At 64.1% G+C, this 18,167-nt stretch carries 18 protein-coding genes; 9 read left to right on the forward strand and 9 right to left on the reverse strand.

The window, feature by feature from the left end; all coding sequences use genetic code 11:
* Positions 1-77: 77 nt before the first annotated feature.
* Entirely contained in the window at positions 78-1,355 is a 1,278-nt protein-coding gene (locus ACN0X7_RS15575; protein ID WP_417518901.1) for a S1 family peptidase, read from the forward strand.
* Between the two features lie 15 nt (positions 1,356-1,370).
* Here the strand turns inward: ACN0X7_RS15575 and ACN0X7_RS15580 are convergent, their stop codons facing one another.
* From ACN0X7_RS15580 to ACN0X7_RS15590, 3 genes are read right to left on the reverse strand one after another with little or no spacing between them, the layout of a single operon-like run.
* Complete coding sequence (locus ACN0X7_RS15580) at positions 1,371-2,054, reverse strand: SDR family NAD(P)-dependent oxidoreductase (protein ID WP_417518903.1); 684 nt, start codon at positions 2,052-2,054, stop codon at positions 1,371-1,373.
* A complete protein-coding gene (locus ACN0X7_RS15585; RefSeq protein ID WP_417518905.1) occupies positions 2,051-2,998 on the reverse strand; it encodes a hypothetical protein in 948 nt (315 codons plus the stop codon). The genes ACN0X7_RS15580 and ACN0X7_RS15585 overlap by 4 nt, the downstream gene beginning before the upstream one ends.
* Before the next feature lie 16 nt (positions 2,999-3,014).
* Positions 3,015-3,629, reverse strand: a complete 615-nt coding sequence (locus tag ACN0X7_RS15590; protein WP_417518907.1) for an ABC transporter substrate-binding protein — start codon at positions 3,627-3,629, stop codon at positions 3,015-3,017.
* Between the two features lie 119 nt (positions 3,630-3,748).
* On the opposite strand from ACN0X7_RS15590, the gene ACN0X7_RS15595 reads away from it, so the two are divergent.
* Both ACN0X7_RS15595 and hpnH read left to right on the forward strand, forming a co-directional pair.
* Positions 3,749-6,307 (forward strand): MMPL family transporter, encoded by a 2,559-nt coding sequence (locus ACN0X7_RS15595; RefSeq protein ID WP_417518909.1) that lies wholly within the window; start codon positions 3,749-3,751, stop codon positions 6,305-6,307.
* Between the two features lie 77 nt (positions 6,308-6,384).
* Complete coding sequence (hpnH, locus tag ACN0X7_RS15600; RefSeq protein ID WP_417518911.1) at positions 6,385-7,539, forward strand: adenosyl-hopene transferase HpnH; 1,155 nt, start codon at positions 6,385-6,387, stop codon at positions 7,537-7,539.
* Here the strand turns inward: hpnH and ACN0X7_RS15605 are convergent.
* Positions 7,501-8,178, reverse strand: a complete 678-nt coding sequence (locus tag ACN0X7_RS15605) for a hypothetical protein (protein WP_417518913.1) — start codon at positions 8,176-8,178, stop codon at positions 7,501-7,503. The genes hpnH and ACN0X7_RS15605 overlap by 39 nt on opposite strands.
* Positions 8,179-8,330: 152 nt before the next feature.
* On the opposite strand from ACN0X7_RS15605, the gene ACN0X7_RS15610 reads away from it, so the two are divergent.
* On the forward strand, positions 8,331-9,197 hold the full coding sequence (locus tag ACN0X7_RS15610) for a DMT family transporter (RefSeq protein ID WP_417518915.1): 867 nt from the start codon (positions 8,331-8,333) through the stop codon (positions 9,195-9,197).
* Between the two features lie 12 nt (positions 9,198-9,209).
* Here ACN0X7_RS15610 and ACN0X7_RS15615 read toward each other — a convergent pair whose 3' ends face one another.
* Positions 9,210-10,487 (reverse strand): response regulator, encoded by a 1,278-nt coding sequence (locus tag ACN0X7_RS15615; protein ID WP_417518917.1) that lies wholly within the window; start codon positions 10,485-10,487, stop codon positions 9,210-9,212.
* 209 nt (positions 10,488-10,696) lie between these two features.
* On the opposite strand from ACN0X7_RS15615, the gene ACN0X7_RS15620 reads away from it, so the two are divergent.
* Genes ACN0X7_RS15620 through ACN0X7_RS15630 form a run of 3 tightly spaced genes read left to right on the forward strand, consistent with a single transcriptional unit; the run spans position 10,697 to position 13,713 of the window.
* Complete coding sequence (locus ACN0X7_RS15620; protein ID WP_417518919.1) at positions 10,697-12,076, forward strand: class II 3-deoxy-7-phosphoheptulonate synthase; 1,380 nt, start codon at positions 10,697-10,699, stop codon at positions 12,074-12,076.
* A complete protein-coding gene (locus tag ACN0X7_RS15625) occupies positions 12,051-13,247 on the forward strand; it encodes a nicotinate phosphoribosyltransferase (RefSeq protein WP_417518921.1) in 1,197 nt (398 codons plus the stop codon). The genes ACN0X7_RS15620 and ACN0X7_RS15625 overlap by 26 nt, the downstream gene beginning before the upstream one ends.
* Entirely contained in the window at positions 13,240-13,713 is a 474-nt protein-coding gene (locus ACN0X7_RS15630; protein WP_417518923.1) for a GNAT family N-acetyltransferase, read from the forward strand. The genes ACN0X7_RS15625 and ACN0X7_RS15630 overlap by 8 nt, the downstream gene beginning before the upstream one ends.
* Positions 13,714-13,725: 12 nt before the next feature.
* On the opposite strand, the gene secB is transcribed toward ACN0X7_RS15630, so the two are convergent.
* Complete coding sequence (gene secB, locus ACN0X7_RS15635; RefSeq protein WP_417518925.1) at positions 13,726-14,193, reverse strand: protein-export chaperone SecB; 468 nt, start codon at positions 14,191-14,193, stop codon at positions 13,726-13,728.
* A 97-nt stretch (positions 14,194-14,290) separates the two neighbouring features.
* The gene (locus ACN0X7_RS15640) at positions 14,291-14,791 is read right to left on the reverse strand and encodes an FxsA family protein (RefSeq protein WP_417518927.1); all 501 of its coding nucleotides are present in this window, start codon (positions 14,789-14,791) and stop codon (positions 14,291-14,293) included.
* Between the two features lie 99 nt (positions 14,792-14,890).
* Between ACN0X7_RS15640 and ACN0X7_RS15645 the strand changes: the two genes are divergently transcribed.
* Together ACN0X7_RS15645 and ACN0X7_RS15650 are read left to right on the forward strand one after the other, a co-directional pair.
* Positions 14,891-15,592: a Tim44/TimA family putative adaptor protein gene (locus tag ACN0X7_RS15645; protein ID WP_417518929.1), complete on the forward strand. Its 702-nt coding sequence runs from the start codon at positions 14,891-14,893 to the stop codon at positions 15,590-15,592.
* 42 nt (positions 15,593-15,634) lie between these two features.
* A complete protein-coding gene (locus ACN0X7_RS15650) occupies positions 15,635-16,765 on the forward strand; it encodes a murein transglycosylase A (RefSeq protein ID WP_417518931.1) in 1,131 nt (376 codons plus the stop codon).
* Between the two features lie 6 nt (positions 16,766-16,771).
* On the opposite strand, the gene smpB is transcribed toward ACN0X7_RS15650, so the two are convergent.
* Complete coding sequence (smpB, locus tag ACN0X7_RS15655) at positions 16,772-17,227, reverse strand: SsrA-binding protein SmpB (RefSeq protein WP_417519000.1); 456 nt, start codon at positions 17,225-17,227, stop codon at positions 16,772-16,774.
* A gap of 29 nt (positions 17,228-17,256) precedes the next feature.
* A complete protein-coding gene (dapA, locus tag ACN0X7_RS15660; protein ID WP_417518933.1) occupies positions 17,257-18,132 on the reverse strand; it encodes a 4-hydroxy-tetrahydrodipicolinate synthase in 876 nt (291 codons plus the stop codon).
* Positions 18,133-18,167 lie beyond the last annotated feature (35 nt).

Below are 18,167 nucleotides of genomic sequence, written 5' to 3' on the forward strand. Positions count from 1 at the left end.
CCGCCCTGCTTCCCGACGTTAACCCTTTCTTAGCCATGTTCTTGCGCCTGAAATTGCCGGTTGATAGGGTCGCTGCCATGCGATTGGCCCCGCCGAGATGGACGACTTTCAGCCTGCTGACGGCTGCGCTGCTGCTTGCCGGCAGCCTTTCCGCGTCGGCCCAGACGGTTGATCTCAGGAACCTGACCATCGACGCGCAGGAGGCCATGAAGCAGGTCTGCAAGGTCGATGAGGGGCGGATCGAACGCCGTCATCTGGAATGCCTCGACTATCACGTACGGGCGTGGCGCAAGCTGGTGTTCAAGCCGGATCTTGAAAGCCTGTCGCTGCGGCAGGCCCGGCAGTTGCGGGAAGCCTGTTTGACCGACCTGAACAGGGGACCCGCACCCTGGGCGCGCTGCATCGAACAGCAGATGGTCGAACAGCGGGTCGATGTGGTCTACCCGGACCTGGCCGCGCTGACCGCCCCCATGCGCAACCGCGTCCGTCAGATGTGCGACAGCGCGGCGAAGGTGAGCGGGCATCGCGAGGCCGCGTGCCTGGAAAAGCTGCGCGACCGTTTCCTTGAGCATCCGCCCGCCGACGCGAAGCAGTCCGCGATCAGCGCGACCAACACCCGTCAGGGCGACAGTCCGAAGGCCGAGCAGATCGGCAGGGCCGCATCCACCGGCGACCGTCGCGTTGCCGCGCTGACGCCCGGTGTGCTCGATTTCCACCAGCTTGATCCCGCCGACCCCTTCTGGCCCGGATGGCGTGGCGCGCGCCCCGCCGAGCCGACATCACTGTCCGGCCCCGAACGCGCGCCGGACGAACTGTTCAGCCGGATCTCGCCGTCTGTCTATGTCGTGTTGTCCGCCGCATCGGTGGCCGACTTCCGCGCGGGCCGTCATGTGCGACAGGGTTCCGCCGTCGCCATATCCGACAGCCTGCTGGCCACGAACTGCCATATCCTTCAGGGAGCCGGTGTGATCGTCCTGCTGCAGGGCGAGGAGAATGGCCGTGCCCGGCTGGTCCGCTCGCACCCGGCGACCGACCGCTGCCTGCTCGATTCACAGGACATGGCCCTGCATCCGGTGGCGGGCATCCGTGCCTTCGAAGACCTGAAGATGGGCGAACGGGTCTATTCCGTCGCCGCGCCGCACGGGCTGCAGCAGACCTTTCACGACGGCATTGTCAGCCAGTTGCGCTCGAACAACGGCATCAGCCTGATCCAGACGTCGGCCCATGCCGCGCCGGGATCGTCGGGCGGCGGCCTGTTCGACAGCGCGGGCAATCTGGTCGGGATCACCAACTTCACGGTGGCCGAGGACACGCGGCTGCACTTCGCGATCGCCGCCGGAGCCTACTGGGACTGACGGACCGGTGACTGACTACCAGCCGATCTCGCTGCCCTGATAATCGAACAGCCGTCCGGATTTCTCGGACGTCAGCCCGTCGATCACCTGCACGAGCCCTCTGGCACTGTCGGCGGGTTTCACCGGTGCCTCAGACCCGCCCATGTCCGTCGAAACCCAGCCCGGATGCAGCGGCACGACGATGCCACCCCTGGGCGACAGATCATTGTGCATGCATTTCACAACCATGTTCACCGCCGCCTTGGACGAGCGATAGATGATCATGTCGGTGGCCGAAGTGCTGGAAATCGACCCCATGATGCTGGAGATCACGATCAGCTTCTTCTCGTCACTGGCCATCACGTTGTCGACCAGGGCCTCCGAAATCGCGAAGGGCGCGACCACATTGACGCGCAGCGTGTCGATCCAGTCATCCTTGTCCAGATCGCCGAGGCACTGCGTGCGCTGTTTCCCGATCACGCCCGCGTTGTTGATCAGAATGTCGATGGGACGGTCGTCCAGTTTCGATTTCAGTGCGGCGATGTTCCCGGCATCGGTAACCTCCAGCCTGAAGGCCTCTGCACCGTCGGCGACCAGGTCCTTCAGGTCGTCGGTGTCGCGTGCCGTGACCAGCACCGTCGCCCCCGATGAGAGGTAACGCTTCGCCAGTTCGCGGCCGATCCCGCGCCCGGCTCCGGTGATCAGGACGGTTCTGCTCATGTCGCTTCCTCTCGTTTTTCATACGCCATCAGCCGACGGTAAAGCGGTGTCAGCAGCGCAGGCAAGGTGTACATGGGCAACTGTCCCATGGCGAAGAACATCGCGGTATCCGCGTCGGCCTTGTCGGTCAGGGTGACCAGAACCAGCCCCATGTTGCAGTTGCCGCTCATCAGACCGACCGAAAGCGCCAGCCGCCGGCCGAGTTTCCAGAACATGGCCGTGGAAACAACCTGCAACCCGATGTTGAAAACATATCCCAGCAGGCAGGCGATCAGCACGTGACGCGGCTGCGCCAGCGCCATCTCGGTCACGCCATCGAACACGCCGACGACGAAGCACAGCATCATCAGGACCGCAGCGCCGTCCAGATGCGTCTTGGCACGCGAGAGCCTTTCCCGGCCCAGCAGCCAGCGCCCGATCCACGCGCCGACGAAGGCGATGGCCGTCAGCAGGGCAAGCCGTCCCGTGAACACCCCGAGAGAGATATCCAGTTGCAGGTCCAGCAGGTTCAGCGCCATCGGCGGCAGGATGAACGGTGTCAGCCACATGGCGGCGACGGTTGCGACCACGATGATGGCACCGTCCAGACCCAGAAACAGGGCGATGGCGGCGGCGGAAACGATGGGCGGCGCAGCGGCCATCAGCACGATCCCGGCGATCACACCCGGCGCGACTTCCGTACCGTCCAGGATCATGAAGACTGCAATCGGGCAGACGATCAGCATCCACAGGCACAGCACCAGCACCAGCGGCCAGCGGCGCGTGTAGGCCCACATCTCGGCCCATTCGATCCGCATCAGCGCGATGATCAGGGGCCCGGCAATGAACAGCGCCAGGAACGGGCGCACCAGTTCCGCCAGCCACGGCAGCGCGAATCCGAGAAACACGCCGAACGCCAGCACCATCGCCGCGTTGCGCCCCAGAAAGGCCAGAACGGCCAGCATCAGGGGCGCCCGCCGGTCATTCGGCGGCCAGTTGCGCGGCCTTGTCGTTCAGCGCCTTCACCAGACCGTCGACACCTGAAGCCCCGTAGACCGACGACATTTCGGCGCGTTGCCGGGCGAGTTCGCTGAACCGGCCCTGTGCCAGCACGTCGATCACCTTTGGCGTGTCATCATCGGGCCTGACCACGTAGGTCAGAGTGACGGGTTCCTTCGTGGTGCGGTGAATGACCGAGGACACGAGCACCAGATCGCGGGGCCCCGGCTTCTCACCCTCGACCTCGAAGCGTTCGCCCTTGAAGTCGTCGAACCGGCTGGCGAACGTGCTGACCGACATGCGTGTGAACGCGTCGATGATCCTCCGCCGGTCGACTTCGGCGATGCCCGACCAGTGACGTTGCAGCCCGATCTGGGCCATCAGCGGGAAATCGAAAATGCCGGGCAGCGACTGCGACAGTTTTTCGTACCGCCAGGCGAAACCCCTCTCACGGCCCTCCTGCATCGTTTCCAGCAGGACCGCGTTGAGGTTCTCGACGACCGCGCGTTCACCGGCGGCCTTCGCGGGCGACAGCGCGATCATGCATGCGGTCAGCGCGATGGCGACGGCCTTCAGAATTCCTCGGATATCGATCAATTGAACTTCCTGTCCTCGACGCTGATCTGATGGTCAGATAGTAGAGCGCTTGCGCGCGGTCCCATCATATGGCCGCTAAGCCCGCATACGCCAACCCGCAAACAGGATCGTGCCCCCGGATGAGCATGAAAACCAACTTCGCCGCGCACATGGCTGAGGGTACAACGCGGGCCGCGACCCGTTATCCCGCCGTCACGATCGTGCTCGTCCTGGTGGTGACTGTGCTGTCCGGCTTCTGGTCGGCACGCCATCTGGGTATCAACACCGACAATCTGGACATGATCTCGGCGGAAGCACCGTTCCGGCAGGCGAACACGGCCTTTCGAGATGCTTTCCCCTGGTACGGCGACCAGATCGCGGTCGTGATCGACGCCCCGACGCCGGAGCAGGCGGAACAGAGCGCCCGGTTCGTCGCCGCAGCGATGACGGCACGGCCGGAAATCTTCGAACATGTGAGCGCGCCGGCCCTGGATCCCTATCTGCGGCGCAACGGCCTGATGTTCATGGAAACCGAGCGGTTGCAGGACCTGCTGGACCGGCTGGCATCGGCGCAGGGCCTGTTGGCGACGCTGGCCGAGCGGCCCGATCTGACCGGCCTGCTGGACATGCTTGGACTGGCGGTGACGCAGGCCGACCCGGAAGGTGCCGAGGCGGCGCAACTGACGGAACTGGTCGATACGCTGGCCAGAATGGCGTCGAACGATCCGGATGCCCCGGCCATGCTGTCGTGGCGCAGGAAACTGACCGTCGAGGGCCAGCGCGGGCTGACGGGCCGCCAGATCGTGATCGCCAAGCCGGTCCAGAACTATGCCAGCCTGTCGCCCGCCAAGGCGGCCATCGCCGAACTGCGCGCGATCATCGACACCGCCCCGAAAGGCATCAGCTACCGCATCACAGGCAACGCGGCGTTGAACACCGAAGAACTTGAAAGCGTGAAGCTAGGCGGTTCGACAGCGGGCGTGATCTCGGGCGTGGGCATCCTGCTGCTGCTGATCATCGGGCTGCGCGGCATCCGTCCCGTCCTCGCGACCCTCGCCGTCCTGGTGAGCGGGCTGATCATCAGTCTCGGCTTCGCGACTGTCGCCGTGGGCCAACTGAACCTGCTTTCGGTCGCCTTCGCGGTTCTGTTCATCGGGCTGGCCGTGGATTTCTCGATCCATTTCAGCCTGCGCGCGCGGGAAGCAGGACAGGGTCGGGACGCCAGCGTCACCGCCGCAGGAAGCGTCGGGCCATCGCTCGCACTGAGCGCCCTCGCCGCGGCGATCGGGTTCCTCGCATTCCTGCCAACGGTATATCGCGGGCTGGCCGAACTGGGCTTGATTGCAGCGGGCAGCATGATCATCGCGCTGGCGCTCAACCTCACCCTGCTGCCCGCCCTGCTCTCGCTGGCAGCGCGTTCCGGAACCACGGTGCCCGCACCAGCCGGTCCGGTGCCCCCGCGCAGCCGACGCATGGCGGTGCCCGTACTGGTGATGAGCGGACTGATCGGGCTGGCGGGTCTCGTTCTGACACTGGATGTCCGGTTCGATTTCGATCCGCTGAACCTGAAGGACCCGAAGGCGGAATCGGTTGCCGCCTTCCGGGATCTGGCAGTGGGCGGCGATGTCTATGCGATTGACGCCCTGGCCGGGTCAGCCGCCGAGGCCGACGGTCTGGCCAGGCGCCTGTCCGACCTGCCGGAAGTTGACCGGGTCCTCTACCTGCCGCGGTTCGTGCCGAAGGATCAGCCCGAGAAAATCGCAGCGCTGGAGAACGCGACGCTCTTCCTCTTTCCGGTGTTGAGCGCGGCACCTGCGGAGGCACCCGGACCGCAGGCACGTGAAACGGCGGTCGCATCCTTCGGCACGACGCTCCAGTCCGCGCCGGACTCACCGCTGCACGATGCAGGCGCACGCCTCTATCGCGCACTCACCGCGATGAACGCCGATGCACTCAGGACCTTCGAGCAACGCGCAACGGGACTGCTGCCACCCTGGCTTGAAGATCTGAGACTGGCGTTCGAGGCCACCGCGACCACCGCCGCCGACATTCCCGAAAGCCTCCGGTCGTTCTGGGTGTCCGACGACGGGCGGCACCGCCTGCAGGTCAGCCCGGCCTTTCCGATACGGTCCAACGCGGACATGCAACGTTTCGCCGATGCGGTCCGGACCGTGACACTCAACGCGACCGGCGTGCCGATTACCGTCACCGCGGCAGGCGAAGCCGTCGTCGACAGCTTCCGGCAGGCCACGATCATCGCCGCCGTCCTCATCCTGATGCTCATCACGCTGATGCTGAGAAGTCTGAGTGCCGTCCTGCTGACGGCGTTGCCGGTGTTTCTGGCCGCCGTGACCACCCTCGGTAGTGCAGTGCTGTTCGGGATTTCACTCAATTTCGCGAATGTCATCGTGCTGCCTCTCCTGCTGGGATTGGGCGTGGCAAGCGCCATCCACCTGGTCATGCGCCGCCGTGCGAGCGGATCCGGAGACGGTCTGATGCGGTCGTCGACGCCCAGGGCGGTGCTTTTCAGTTCGCTGACGACACTGGCCAGTTTCGGCGGGCTGGCCCTGTCGCCCCATCTGGGCATGGCGTCGATGGGTCAGTTGCTGACCATCGCGATCCTGTCGATCCTGTTCTTCACGCTGCTGTTCCTGCCCGCCCTGATCGCCTGCATCGAAAGCGCGCGCGCACGGAAGTGATCGCCGCTTTGTTGCAGGTGCGAAGCGGCTGGTGTATCCATGCGCGCTGAAATCGATTTCCAGACTGGGAGAACGACGTGGGTGTTCCATTGCGACAGCAGGTCCGTGTCGGGGCCTACATTCTGAAACAGCGTATCAAGCGCAACGAGCGCTATCCGCTGGTGCTGATGCTGGAACCGCTGTTCCGCTGCAATCTGGCATGCCCCGGCTGCGGCAAGATCGACTACCCGAACCACATCCTGAACCAGCGCCTGTCGGTCGAGGACGCAGTCGGTGCCGCCGAGGAATGCGGTGCGCCCATGGTCTCGATCGCCGGTGGCGAACCGCTGATCCACAAGGAGATGGGCGAGATCGTTGCCGAACTGGTGAAGCGCAAGAAGTTCGTCTATCTGTGCACCAACGCGCTGCTGCTGGAAAAGAAGATCGACGATTACACGCCGTCGCCGTATCTGACGTTCTCGATCCATCTGGACGGTCTGGGCGAACATCACGACCGTGCCGTGGACCAGGAAGGCGTCTTCGAGAAGACGGTCGCGGCCATCAAGCTGGTCAAGGCCAAGGGCTTCCGGGTCAACATCAACTCGACGCTGTTCGATAACGCATCGTCGGACGACGCCATCGCGCTGTTCGACTTCGCGACCGAACTGGGTGTCGAGGGCATCACGGTCTCGCCGGGCTATGCCTATGAACGCGCACCGGACCAGACCCACTTCTTCACCCGCCAGAAGACCAAGCAGTTCTTCCGCGATATCTTCGCCAAACAGAAGGCCAAGGGCGCGAAGTACGCCTTCAGCCAGTCGCCGCTGTTCCTCGATTTCCTGGCCGGCAACCAGGAATACCGCTGCACGCCCTGGGGCAACCCGACGCGCAACGTGTTCGGCTGGCAGCGGCCCTGCTATCTGCTGAACGAAGGCTATGTCTCGACCTTCAAGGAACTGATGGAAGAGACCGAGTGGGATCAGTACGGCACCGGCAACTACGAGAAATGCGCCGACTGCATGGTTCATTGCGGCTATGAGGCGACCGCCGTGCAGGACATGGTCAAGCACCCGCTGAAGGGCCTGATGGTCGCGCTGAAAGGCGTCAGGACCGACGGACCGATGGCCGACGAAATCGATCTGTCGAACCAGCGTCCGGCGGAATATGTGTTCGACAAGCTGGTCGCCGAGGCACCCACCGAACCGAAGGCGGCGTCACGGCGGAGCGAAGGCAGCGCCTCCGACGCCGCGTAGGCTGCGAAACGCCTGACCGCTGCCGATGCCGAGCCGGATGAGCGCCTTCAGCTCGTTCGGCCGGTGCAGCAGCGACAGAATGACATTCAGGATGCGTTCCTGGCCTTCCGGCCCCACGCCCGCCATGGCGGCCTGCGGGATCGTGGATCGCCGGTCGTCCGAGATCGCCCGGATCGTCAGGAACGGCAGGCCGGCATCGTGCGCGGCCCGCGCGAGGTGATGACTTTCCATGTCGACCGAGGCGGCCTGCGCGCTCTCCCGCAGGAAAATCTTCTGGCCGGGCGTCCGGGCGGCCTGATCGACACCCAGCAGCAGATCATGACGGGCCGCCGGCAACAGCCCACCGGCATGCCGCCACCAGTCCGCATCGACGGGGAATCGCTCGCCATCGACCGTTGTGACCACCGCCGGCAACAGCAGGTCACCCGGTCTGAGATCATCGACCAGCGCCCCGGCCAGACCGAAACTGAGCAGATGCGTGGCCCCTCCGGCCACCAGCGCCCTGGCGCATTCAGCCGCGCGATCGGGTTGCGCCGCCGACAACGCGACCTCGACCGTCAGATCCGCCTCCGCCGCGATCGCGCGCGCAATGCGGGCCTCACGCTCGACGCCGCACAACAGCCCCAGCCGCACCGTCATCCTGCCCCGTCATCCATGCTCATCCGCCCCTTGCGCAATTGGCATAAGCCACACCGATCATTACAGGCTAGACAGGGGACTGTAACCAACCAGCGTAAGGGACGCGCCGGCATTTGACCGTCGATCATCATCCATCGAATGCTCCCGGCCAGATGGCCCGCTCTCCCGTTGTCGGCATCGGCTTCATGCTGCTGGCGGTGACGGTGATGTTCCCGACCATGAATGCCAGCGTGAAATATCTGGCCGCCGAGGGCTATCCCTACGGGCAGATCGTGTGGGCGCGCTATTTCGGCCATCTGGTGTTCATGATCGTCGCCTTCATGCCGATGCATGGCTGGGGCCTGTTCCGCACGGAAAAACCCGTCAGCCAGGGCATCCGGTCGTTCCTGCTGTTCGCCTGCACGGCGCTGTATTTCTATGCCATCCAGTTCGTCGATCTGACGGTCGCGGCATCAATCAGCTTCACCAGTCCCATACTGGTGACCGCCCTCTCGGTCCCCTTCCTGGGCGAAAAGGTCGGCTTTCGGCGCTGGATGGCCGTCATTGTCGGCTTCGCGGGCGCGATGATCATCATCCGCCCCGGCGGCACGGCCTTTCACTGGGCGATCCTGCTGATCGTCGCCAACACGGTGTCCTACGCCTTCTACCAGTTGCTGACCCGCAAGCTGGCATCGAATGACAATCCGGAAACGACCATCACGCTGACCGCCGTGTTCGGCGCCATCGTGTCGTCCTTCTTCCTGATCTACGGCGTGGAGATGCCCCGCAACGGTCTGCACTGGCTGATGTTCATAGGACTGGGCGCGCTGGGCGGGTTCGGGCACTACATGGTGGTGAAGGCGTTCCAGTACACCGAGGCCTCGGTCGTCGCGCCGTTTTCCTATGGACAGCTGGTCGGTGCGACCTTCTTCAGCTTTGTGCTGTTCGACACCTTCCCCGACAAGTGGGTCTGGATCGGGGCCGCCATCGTTGTGGCCAGCGGGCTCTACATTGCCTCGCGCGAGCAGAAGAGGCGGTAGAGAGAGAGCCGTTCAGGCGACCGAGTGCGATGCAGCGCTGGTGCGTGCCGTCAGCCGTGAACCCGGCAGATACAGTTTCACCGTCGTCCCGACACCGGGTTCGCTGGTCAGTTCGAAACGGCCATCGTGCAGTTCGATCAGCGATTTGGTTAGCGGCACGCCGAGCCCGGTGCCCACGTGGGACCGCGACAGCTCGGAACTGGCCTGACCGAAAGGTTCCATCACCTTCGGAATGTCCTCTGCCGCGATGCCCACTCCCTGATCGGCGACGCTCAGCACCAGATCGCCGTCGTTCGACATGTCGGCCGATACGCGGATGGTGGTGCCGCCGTCGGAGAACTTCACCGCGTTGCTGATCAGGTTGACCATGGCCCGGCGCATCAGGATCTCGTCGCAGAACATTTCCACGTCGGCCAGGCTGGCGGAGACCACGACGTCGATCGTGTGACCGTCGAGCAGCCCGTCCACCATGCGGACACTGCGCTCGGCCATATCCTCGATCGCGACATGGGATTCGTTCAGCACCGTGCGCCCGGCATCGATCTTCGACAGATCCAGAATGTCGTTCACGATGCCCAGCAGGTGATTGCCACCGTCGTTGATATAGCTGGCGTATTCCTCCAGCCGCTCTCCGTCCGGCAGCTTGGAAAGCTGCAGCCGGATCAGATCCGAAAATCCGATGATCGAATTGAGCGGCGTCCGCAGTTCATGGCTCATGGTCGCGAGGAAGTCGGATTTCGCCCGGTTGGCGCTCTCCGCCTTGCGGGTGGCCTCTCGCAATTCTGTTTCCAGATCGCGGCGGCGTCTGATCTCACCACGCAGTTCGTCGTTGATCCTTTCCAGATCCCGGGTGCGTTGCTTGACCTGCTCGCGAAAGCTGGCGTTGGTCGCGCGCAACTGGTCGATGGCGCGCTTGCGCTCGATCTGCGAACGGATCCGTGCGACCGTCACGTGGATGTTCACGGGCTTGGTGATGTAATCGCTGGCACCCCAGTCCAGCGCCTGGCTGACGCCTTCCGGCGCATCGTAGGACGTCACCATGATGATCGGCAGATTGGCGTGTTCCGCGCTGGACCGCAGCAGGCGCAGGGCGTCCGTTCCGCTCATGCCGGGCATCATGACATCCATCAGGACGATATCGACCGGCTGGCTGTCGACAATCCGGATGGCTTCCGCGCCACTGCCGGCGACCAGCGTGTCGAACCCGTGGCTCTTCAGCCCGCGCGACAGCATGATCCGGCTGACTTCCAGATCGTCGACGATCAGTACGGTGGCGGTGTCCTGGCTCAAATCGCTGTTCCATCCCGGAAACGAAAAATGCGGCACGAAGCGTCATCATGCCGGATGCGGATCAACAAAGGGTAAAGGCGCACCGCCGGGCGCGCTGTTTCCTTTCCGAATGGGCCGCACTATAAGTTCGTTGACTGACGCGGTGCGCCCGGGACACGACCGGCAGCGCAGACGATCGTTCAGGTTCAGGCCGGATACAGGAGAGTGACATGGCTGCGAACAACTGGGACCCGAAGAGCTGGCGTGCCATGCCGATCCGGCAGGTGCCCGAGTATCGGGACACGGATGCCCTGAACGCTGTCGAGGAACGGCTGAGCAGCTTCCCGCCCCTGGTGTTTGCAGGCGAGGCGCGGAACCTGAAGAGAAGCCTGGCGGAAGTCGCCGCCGGCCGCGCGTTCCTGTTGCAGGGAGGCGATTGTGCCGAAAGCTTCGCGGAGTTCCACCCCGACAACATCCGCGACACCTTCAAGGTGCTGCTGCAGATGGCCGTGGTGCTGACCTTCGGCGCACAGATGCCCGTCGTGAAGGTCGGCCGCCTGGCCGGGCAGTTCGCCAAGCCGCGTTCCGGCCCGACCGAAACCGTCGACGGCGTCGAACTGCCGAGCTATCGCGGCGACATCATCAACGGCATCGAGTTCAATGCCGAGGCGCGTGAACCGGATCCGCAGCGCATGCTTCAGGCCTACAGCCAGGCTGCCAGCACGGTGAACCTGCTGCGTGCCTTCGCGCAGGGCGGCTTCGCCGATCTGCACCGCGTGCACCAGTGGAATCTCGGCTTCGTCGCCGACAGCCCGGCGGGTGAGCGCTATCAGGAAACCGCTGACCGCATTGCCGACGCCCTGGGATTCATGGCGGCCTGCGGCATCGACGAACGCAACACCCCGTCGATCAACAAGGTCGATTTCTACACCAGCCACGAGGCGCTGCTGCTCTGGTACGAGCAGGCGATGACGCGGATGGATTCCACCAGCGGCGACTGGGTCGACACCTCCGCGCACATGCTCTGGATCGGCGACCGCACCCGCGATCTGGACGAAGCGCATGTCGAATTTCTGCGCGGCGTGATCAACCCGATCGGCATCAAGTGCGGCCCGACGCTGGAGCCCGACAACCTGCTGCAACTGCTGGAACGTCTGGATCCGGAGAACGAACCGGGCCGGATCACGCTGATCAGCCGGTTCGGTGCCGGCAAGGTGGCCGAAAGCCTGCCGCGCCTGGTGCGTGCCGTCCGCAACGCGGGCCGCCACGTGGTCTGGTCCTGCGATCCGATGCACGGCAACACCATCAAGTCCGAGAGCGGCTACAAGACCCGGCCCGTGGATCGCATCCTGCGCGAGGTGCAGGAGGTCTTTCAGGTGCATCAGTCCGAAGGCACGTTCCTGGGCGGCGTCCATTTCGAGATGACCGGCCAGGATGTTACCGAATGCATCGGCGGTGCACAGGGACTGAGCGACAACGACCTGTCGGATCGCTATCACACGCACTGTGATCCGCGCCTCAATGGATCCCAGGCGCTGGAACTGGCGTTCCTGATTGCCGAAATGCTGAAGGAAGGCCGGAACAATGACAGCCTCAGAGAAGCGTCCTGAACTGAAGATCGTCGGCAGGGACGGCGCGCACGTCGCCCCTGCCCCGTCCGATCCTGCCATCGAAGACACCATCGCCAGCCGGACGGATCACTATTTCCGCCGGACCAAGGCGATCGTCGAACGGTTCGGCGACGTCACGGTCAAATACGCCGTCTTCATGCGCCGTCCCGTCATCTTCTCGCCGAAGATCGCCGTGGACTGGATCGAACAGGTGGCCCGCGAACGCGATGTCACCTTCGAGATCGAGCTCTGCCATGCCGAAGGCGACTGGGTCGGCGCGGGCGACCCGCTGCTCTATCTGACCGGCGGCCTGCAGCATCTGGTCGATCTGGAAACACTGTACCTGCAGAAGCTCGGTGCCGCCTGCGTATCGGCGCACAACGCGTTCCTGATGTGCTGCGACATGCCGAAGTCGGCCTTCCTGGCGATGGACGCGCGGCATTGCACCGGGCCGGACATGGCCGAACTGATGGCCTACGCGGCCTCGGTCGGATCGGCGGCCGCGCGCCGTGACAAGGATGCCATCGGCTTCATCGGCAATGCGACCGACGCCACCGCGCACTTCTTCGGCCAGAAGAGCGGCATGGGCACCATGCCCCACGCCCTGATCGGATATGCCGGTTCGACCCTGCGCGCCGCCGAGATGTTTCGCGAGGTGTTCCCCGATGACAAGCTGACGGTGCTGGTGGACTACTTCGGGCGTGAACTGACCGACGCGCTGACCGTGTGCCGCCGTTTCCCGGATATGGCCAGCAAGGGCGACCTGTCGATCAGGCTGGACACGCATGGCGGCCGCTATGTCGAGGGGCTGGATCCGGCGAAGTCCTACGAGGTGCTGGAGCGGCACGTGCCCAAGGCCACGCGCCAGTATCGGACTGAATCCGAACTGCGCTATCTCATCGGGACGGGCGTCTCCGCCGCGGCGATCTTCCATCTGCGCGAGCGCCTGGACGAGGAAGGCTTTCAGCAGGTCCGCATCGTGGCGTCCTCCGGCTTCGGGCCGGAGAAGTGCCGCGTCATGGGCTCGATCAACGCCCCCATCGATGTCGTCGGGACGGGTTCGTACCTGCCGCAGAGCTGGAGCGAGACCTATGCGACCGCCGACGTCATCGAATATGACGGCACGCCGAGAGTGAAGGTGGGACGCGAGTTCCTGTTGCGCAATGGCTGAGAATATCCGGGTCCGGGACGCTGTCTCGCCTGAGGATGTCAATGCTGCCCGCCGGCTGTTCCTGGCCTATTCGGAGAGCCTGGATGTCGATCTCTGCTTCCAGGGGTTCGACGACGAGATGGCGCGTTTTCCCGGCGAGTATCAGCCGCCGACCGGTGCCCTGCTGATCGCTGAAGCCGGTGATCAGGTCGTCGGCACGGTCGGATTGAGACCTGCCCCGGACCATCAGGCCGAAATGAAGCGGCTTTATCTGACGGATGCCGCACGGGGACTGGGTCTCGGGCGCGCCCTGACCGAGGCGGTCATCGACCGCGCCCGCGCCCTTGGATATCGCGGCGTCGTGCTGGATACGCTGTCGTCAATGACCGCCGCGCAGGAGATCTACCGCAAACGCGGGTTCCGGGAATACACGCCCGCGCAGGATGGCGGACATCCGGACCTGCTGTATTTCCGGCTCACGTTCTGAGCGCATCCGCGCTCAGTTCAGCGGGCCTTCCGGTGCCTCGGCGTTCTGCTGGCTCTGCTGGTTCTGCTGATACAGCGCCATGAAGTTGATCGGATCCAGCAGCAGCGGCGGAAAGCCGCCGTCGCGCGTCACGTCGGAAATCACACGGCGCGCGAACGGGAAGGCCATGCGCGGCACCTCGATCAGCAGCGTCGGCTGAACCTGATCGTCAGGCACGTTTTCCAGCGTGCAGACCGAGCCGTAGGCGAGTTCGACCAGGAACACCTGGTCCTCCCCGGACTTGGCATTCACTTCCAGTTTCAGCACGACCTCGAAGACATTGCCCTCCAGGCGGCGGGCGTCGATGTCGACGTTCACCGAAATCTGCGGCTTTGATTCCTGCTGGACAAAGATCTGCGGTGCGTTTGGCACCTCGAAGCTGAGATCCTTGACGTACTGGATGTTCACGAGCACCTGAGGCTGCTGCTGTTCGTCGGCCATTGAGAAACTGTCCTGCTGGAATGATTGATATGGTCTGTCGGCTAACATGCCGGTCGTCGCATGTCACAGGCAAAATCGGATACGGCGGTGGGTGAATTCAGTCGCGCAGCTTCTGACTGTCCGGCTCGACAGGCTGATAGTCACCGTCGATGATCGGTCCCTGCCCGTCGCCCGGACCGCGATGGGGGCCGTGACCGGGTCCGCCCGGACGCCCCGTGCCAAACTGGAAACGGCCCGCGCCGCGCACGCGGATGCGCGTGGCGATGAAGGCCGCCATCGCCTTTCGTACAGGGGGCAGAAACAGGAGGAAGCCGACGGTGTCCGTCACAAAACCCGGCGTCAGCAGCAGCAGGCCTGCGGCAAAAAGACAAAGCCCTTCAAACAGTTCGAAGACCGGCACCTTGCCTTCATCGGCCTGTTGCTGAATCCGGCGCACCACGCCGAAACCCTGGATCCTGAGCAGCACGGTCCCCGCGATGCCGGTCAGCAGAATGATCGCGAGGGTGGGCCAGAGGCCGATCAGATCGCCTGCCTGAATAAAGACGGCGATTTCGAGTATGGGAACGCCGACAAATATCAGCAGCAACAGGAGTGGCATGGCTTGTTCGGTTGACCTCCGCGGCCTATGTTGAAGGTTGTAGGGTGCGACTTCCCGCGCCCGTGAGAATGAAACGGGTTTAGTCCCGGAACGGATGATATGGGTAGCGACTTCCCGATTTTCGAGATCATCATCTTCGGCATGATTGCGGCGTTCTTCGTGCTTCGCCTGAAAAACACGCTGGGCAAGCGCACGGGGCATGAGCAGGAAGAGCCACGATCGCGGGTGCGTCCGACGTCCGACGACCGTTCAGGGCAGCCCTCGTCGAACGACGACAACGTCATTCGCCTGCCCGGCGCGGATCAGCCTCCGTCGCCCGAGCCCGCCTTCGACGCCGAGAACGCCACACCGCTTGAACGGTCGCTGTACGAGATCGGCCAGGCCGATCAGAGCTTCGATCCGAAGGGCTTCATCGAAGGCAGCCGGGCTGCTTATGAGATGATCGTCACCTCGTTCGCCAAGGGCGACAAGCGCGCGCTGAAACCGCTGCTCGCCGCGAAGGTCTATCAGAACTTCAGCGACGCCATCGATCAGCGCAAGGCACGCAACGAGACACTGGAAACCGACCTGATCGGCTTCAATGCAGTGGATATCGTCGAAGCCGAGATGTCGGGCCGGACCGCCGAAGTGACCGTCAAGTTCGTCGCGGAAATGATTTCGGTCACGCGCGACGAGAACGGCGAGATCATTGGCGGCGACGCCGAGGATATCAGCGAAGTGACCGACATCTGGACCTTCGCGAAGGATACGCGGTCACGCAATCCGAACTGGGAACTGATCACCACACGCTCTGCCCATTGAGTTTTCCGGCCGACGTCGTTCGCAAGCTGAAACGGAGTACCAATGAGGCGTAGCGTACCTGCACTGCTGCTGCTGGCGATCATCGCCGTGATCGCGGCTTCCGCTTGGTATCTGTTCCGCGACGCGCGACCGAAAATGCCGCCCAGTGTGGTGTTCCAGAATGTGCCGGTGACTGCACTGCCCGGCTGGTCGGACGACGGGCTGGACGGCTTCCGCAGGGCGCTGGACACAAGTTGCGCCAGCTGGCCGCGCCGGACCAATCCCCTGGGGCCCGACATGGCGGCGGCCTGCGCCGCCTTGCCTGATGGTGACGATGCCCTGAAGAACCATCTCGCCGATCACTGGACCGCCTGGAAGATCGGCACCGAAAAGGGCCGATTGACCGGTTATTTCGAACCGGTCTATCAGGGCGACCGCACACCGTCGGATGCCTTCCCGGTACCGCTCTATCGGGTTCCCGACGATCTGATCACCGCGCGCCTGGCCGATTTCGACAAGGATCTGGGCAACAGGTCGATCGCCGGACAGGTGAAGGCCCGTCGACTGGTGCCCTACCATGACCGCAAGGCGATCCGCGAAGGTGCCCTGCGGGGCCGGGACCTGGAACTGATCTGGCTGGCCGACCCCGTCGACGCCTTCTTTCTGGAGATCCAGGGATCGGGGCGGATCGTCATGCCGGACGGCTCGGTTGCCTATATCGGTTATGCCGGACAGAACGGCCATGCCTACCGCGCCATCGGCCGCGATCTGATCGCACAGGGGCATGTCCCGCGCGCGAAGATGTCGATGCAGGCGATCCGGCAATGGCTGAGTGAGAACCCGGATCAGGCCAACGCCATCATGGATCTGAACCGCTCCTACGTGTTCTTCACGGAACGGGACAAGGAGGGTGCCATCGGCGCCGAAGGCGTTGTGCTGACGCCCGATCGATCCATCGCGATCGACCGGCGGACCTGGTATTTCGGTCTGCCCTTCTGGATCGACGCCGGACCCGATATGCAACGTCTGATGATGGGGCAGGATACCGGCGGCGCGATCCGCGGTGCAGTGCGTGCCGACTATTTCACAGGTCCCGGCGACGCAGCCGGCGAACGCGCGGGCACCATGAACGATCCGCTGGAGATGTGGCTGCTGCTGCCCAGCGGCGTGCCGCCGGAAACAGCTCTGCGATAGCGCGGGTCAGCCCTTTTCGCGCATGAGTCGCTGCTTCTGGCGCTGCCAGTCCCTGTCCTTCTCGGTCTGGCGCTTGTCATGGACCTTCTTGCCCTTGGCCAGGCCGATCATCAGCTTCACCAGCCCCCGGTCGTTGAAGTAGAGCTTCAGCGGCACGAGGGTCATGCCTTCCCGGTTCCGCGCGCCCGCGAGACGATTGATCTCGCGCCGTTTCAACAGGATCTTGCGCCGGCGGGTCGGCTCGTGATTGTGCCGGTTGCCGCCCTTGTATTCGGGGATGTTCGCGTTGATCAGCCAGAGTTCGTCCTGCTCGGGCGAGGCGTAGCTTTCGGCGATGTTGGCCCGCCCGAACCGAAGTGATTTCACCTCGGTTCCGGTCAGGACCAGCCCCGCCTCCAGCGTGTCCTCGATGAAGTAGTTGTACCGGGCCTTCCGGTTTTCGGCGATGGTCTTGCCCACGATACGATACTTTCTTCCGGACGTGCCCGGCGCTAGTTCAGCAGGCCCGCGTGACGCAGGGCGTCATCGACCTGCGCGCGGGTCTGATCGGTGATCGCCGCCATCGGCAGACGCACCGCATCATTGATGCCGATCACCTTCGAGGCCGCGTATTTCACCGGTCCCGGGCTCGGCTCGACGAACAGGGCGACATGCAGGGGCATCAGCCGGTCCTGAATCTCCAGGGCCGTCCCGAAATCGCCCGACAGGCAGGCTTCCTGGAACTCGGAACACAACTTCGGCGCGACATTGGCCGTTACCGAGATGCAGCCCCGCCCGCCATGCGCCATGTGCGCAAGCGCCGTCCCGTCCTCGCCCGACAGCTGGATGAAATCCTTGCCGCAGGCCTGCCGTTGGGTGGAGACGCGGTCCAGCTTCGCGGTCGCATCCTTGACACCCAGGATACCGTCCAGCTTCGCCAGCCGGGCCATGGTCGCATCGGTCATGTCCACGACCGAACGCGGGGGAATGTTGTAGATGAAGACCGGCAGGCCGACCTCGGCAATCGCCGCGAAGTGCTGATACAGCCCTTCCTGGCTCGGCTTGTTGTAGTACGGCGTCACGACGAGGCAGGCATCCGCACCGGCACTCTTCGCATGCTCGGTCAATTCCAGCGCCTCGGCAGTGTTGTTCGATCCGGTGCCCGCGATCACCGGCACGCGGCCGTTCGCGGTCTTCACGCACAGCTCGACGACGCGCTTGTGCTCGTCGTGCGACAGGGTGGGCGACTCGCCGGTGGTGCCGCAGGGCACCAGTCCGTGGCTGCCCTGTGCGATCTGCCATTCCACGAATTTGCAGAACGCGTCCTCATCCACGGAGCCGTTCTGGAACGGCGTGATGAGCGCGGGCATCGATCCCTTGATATCCATTAGCCTTCCTCCGTTGGATGGGAACATCGGTCCGT

It is taken from the genome of Minwuia sp., from assembly GCF_048263705.1.
In the GTDB taxonomy this organism is placed as follows: Bacteria; Pseudomonadota; Alphaproteobacteria; order Minwuiales; family Minwuiaceae; genus Minwuia.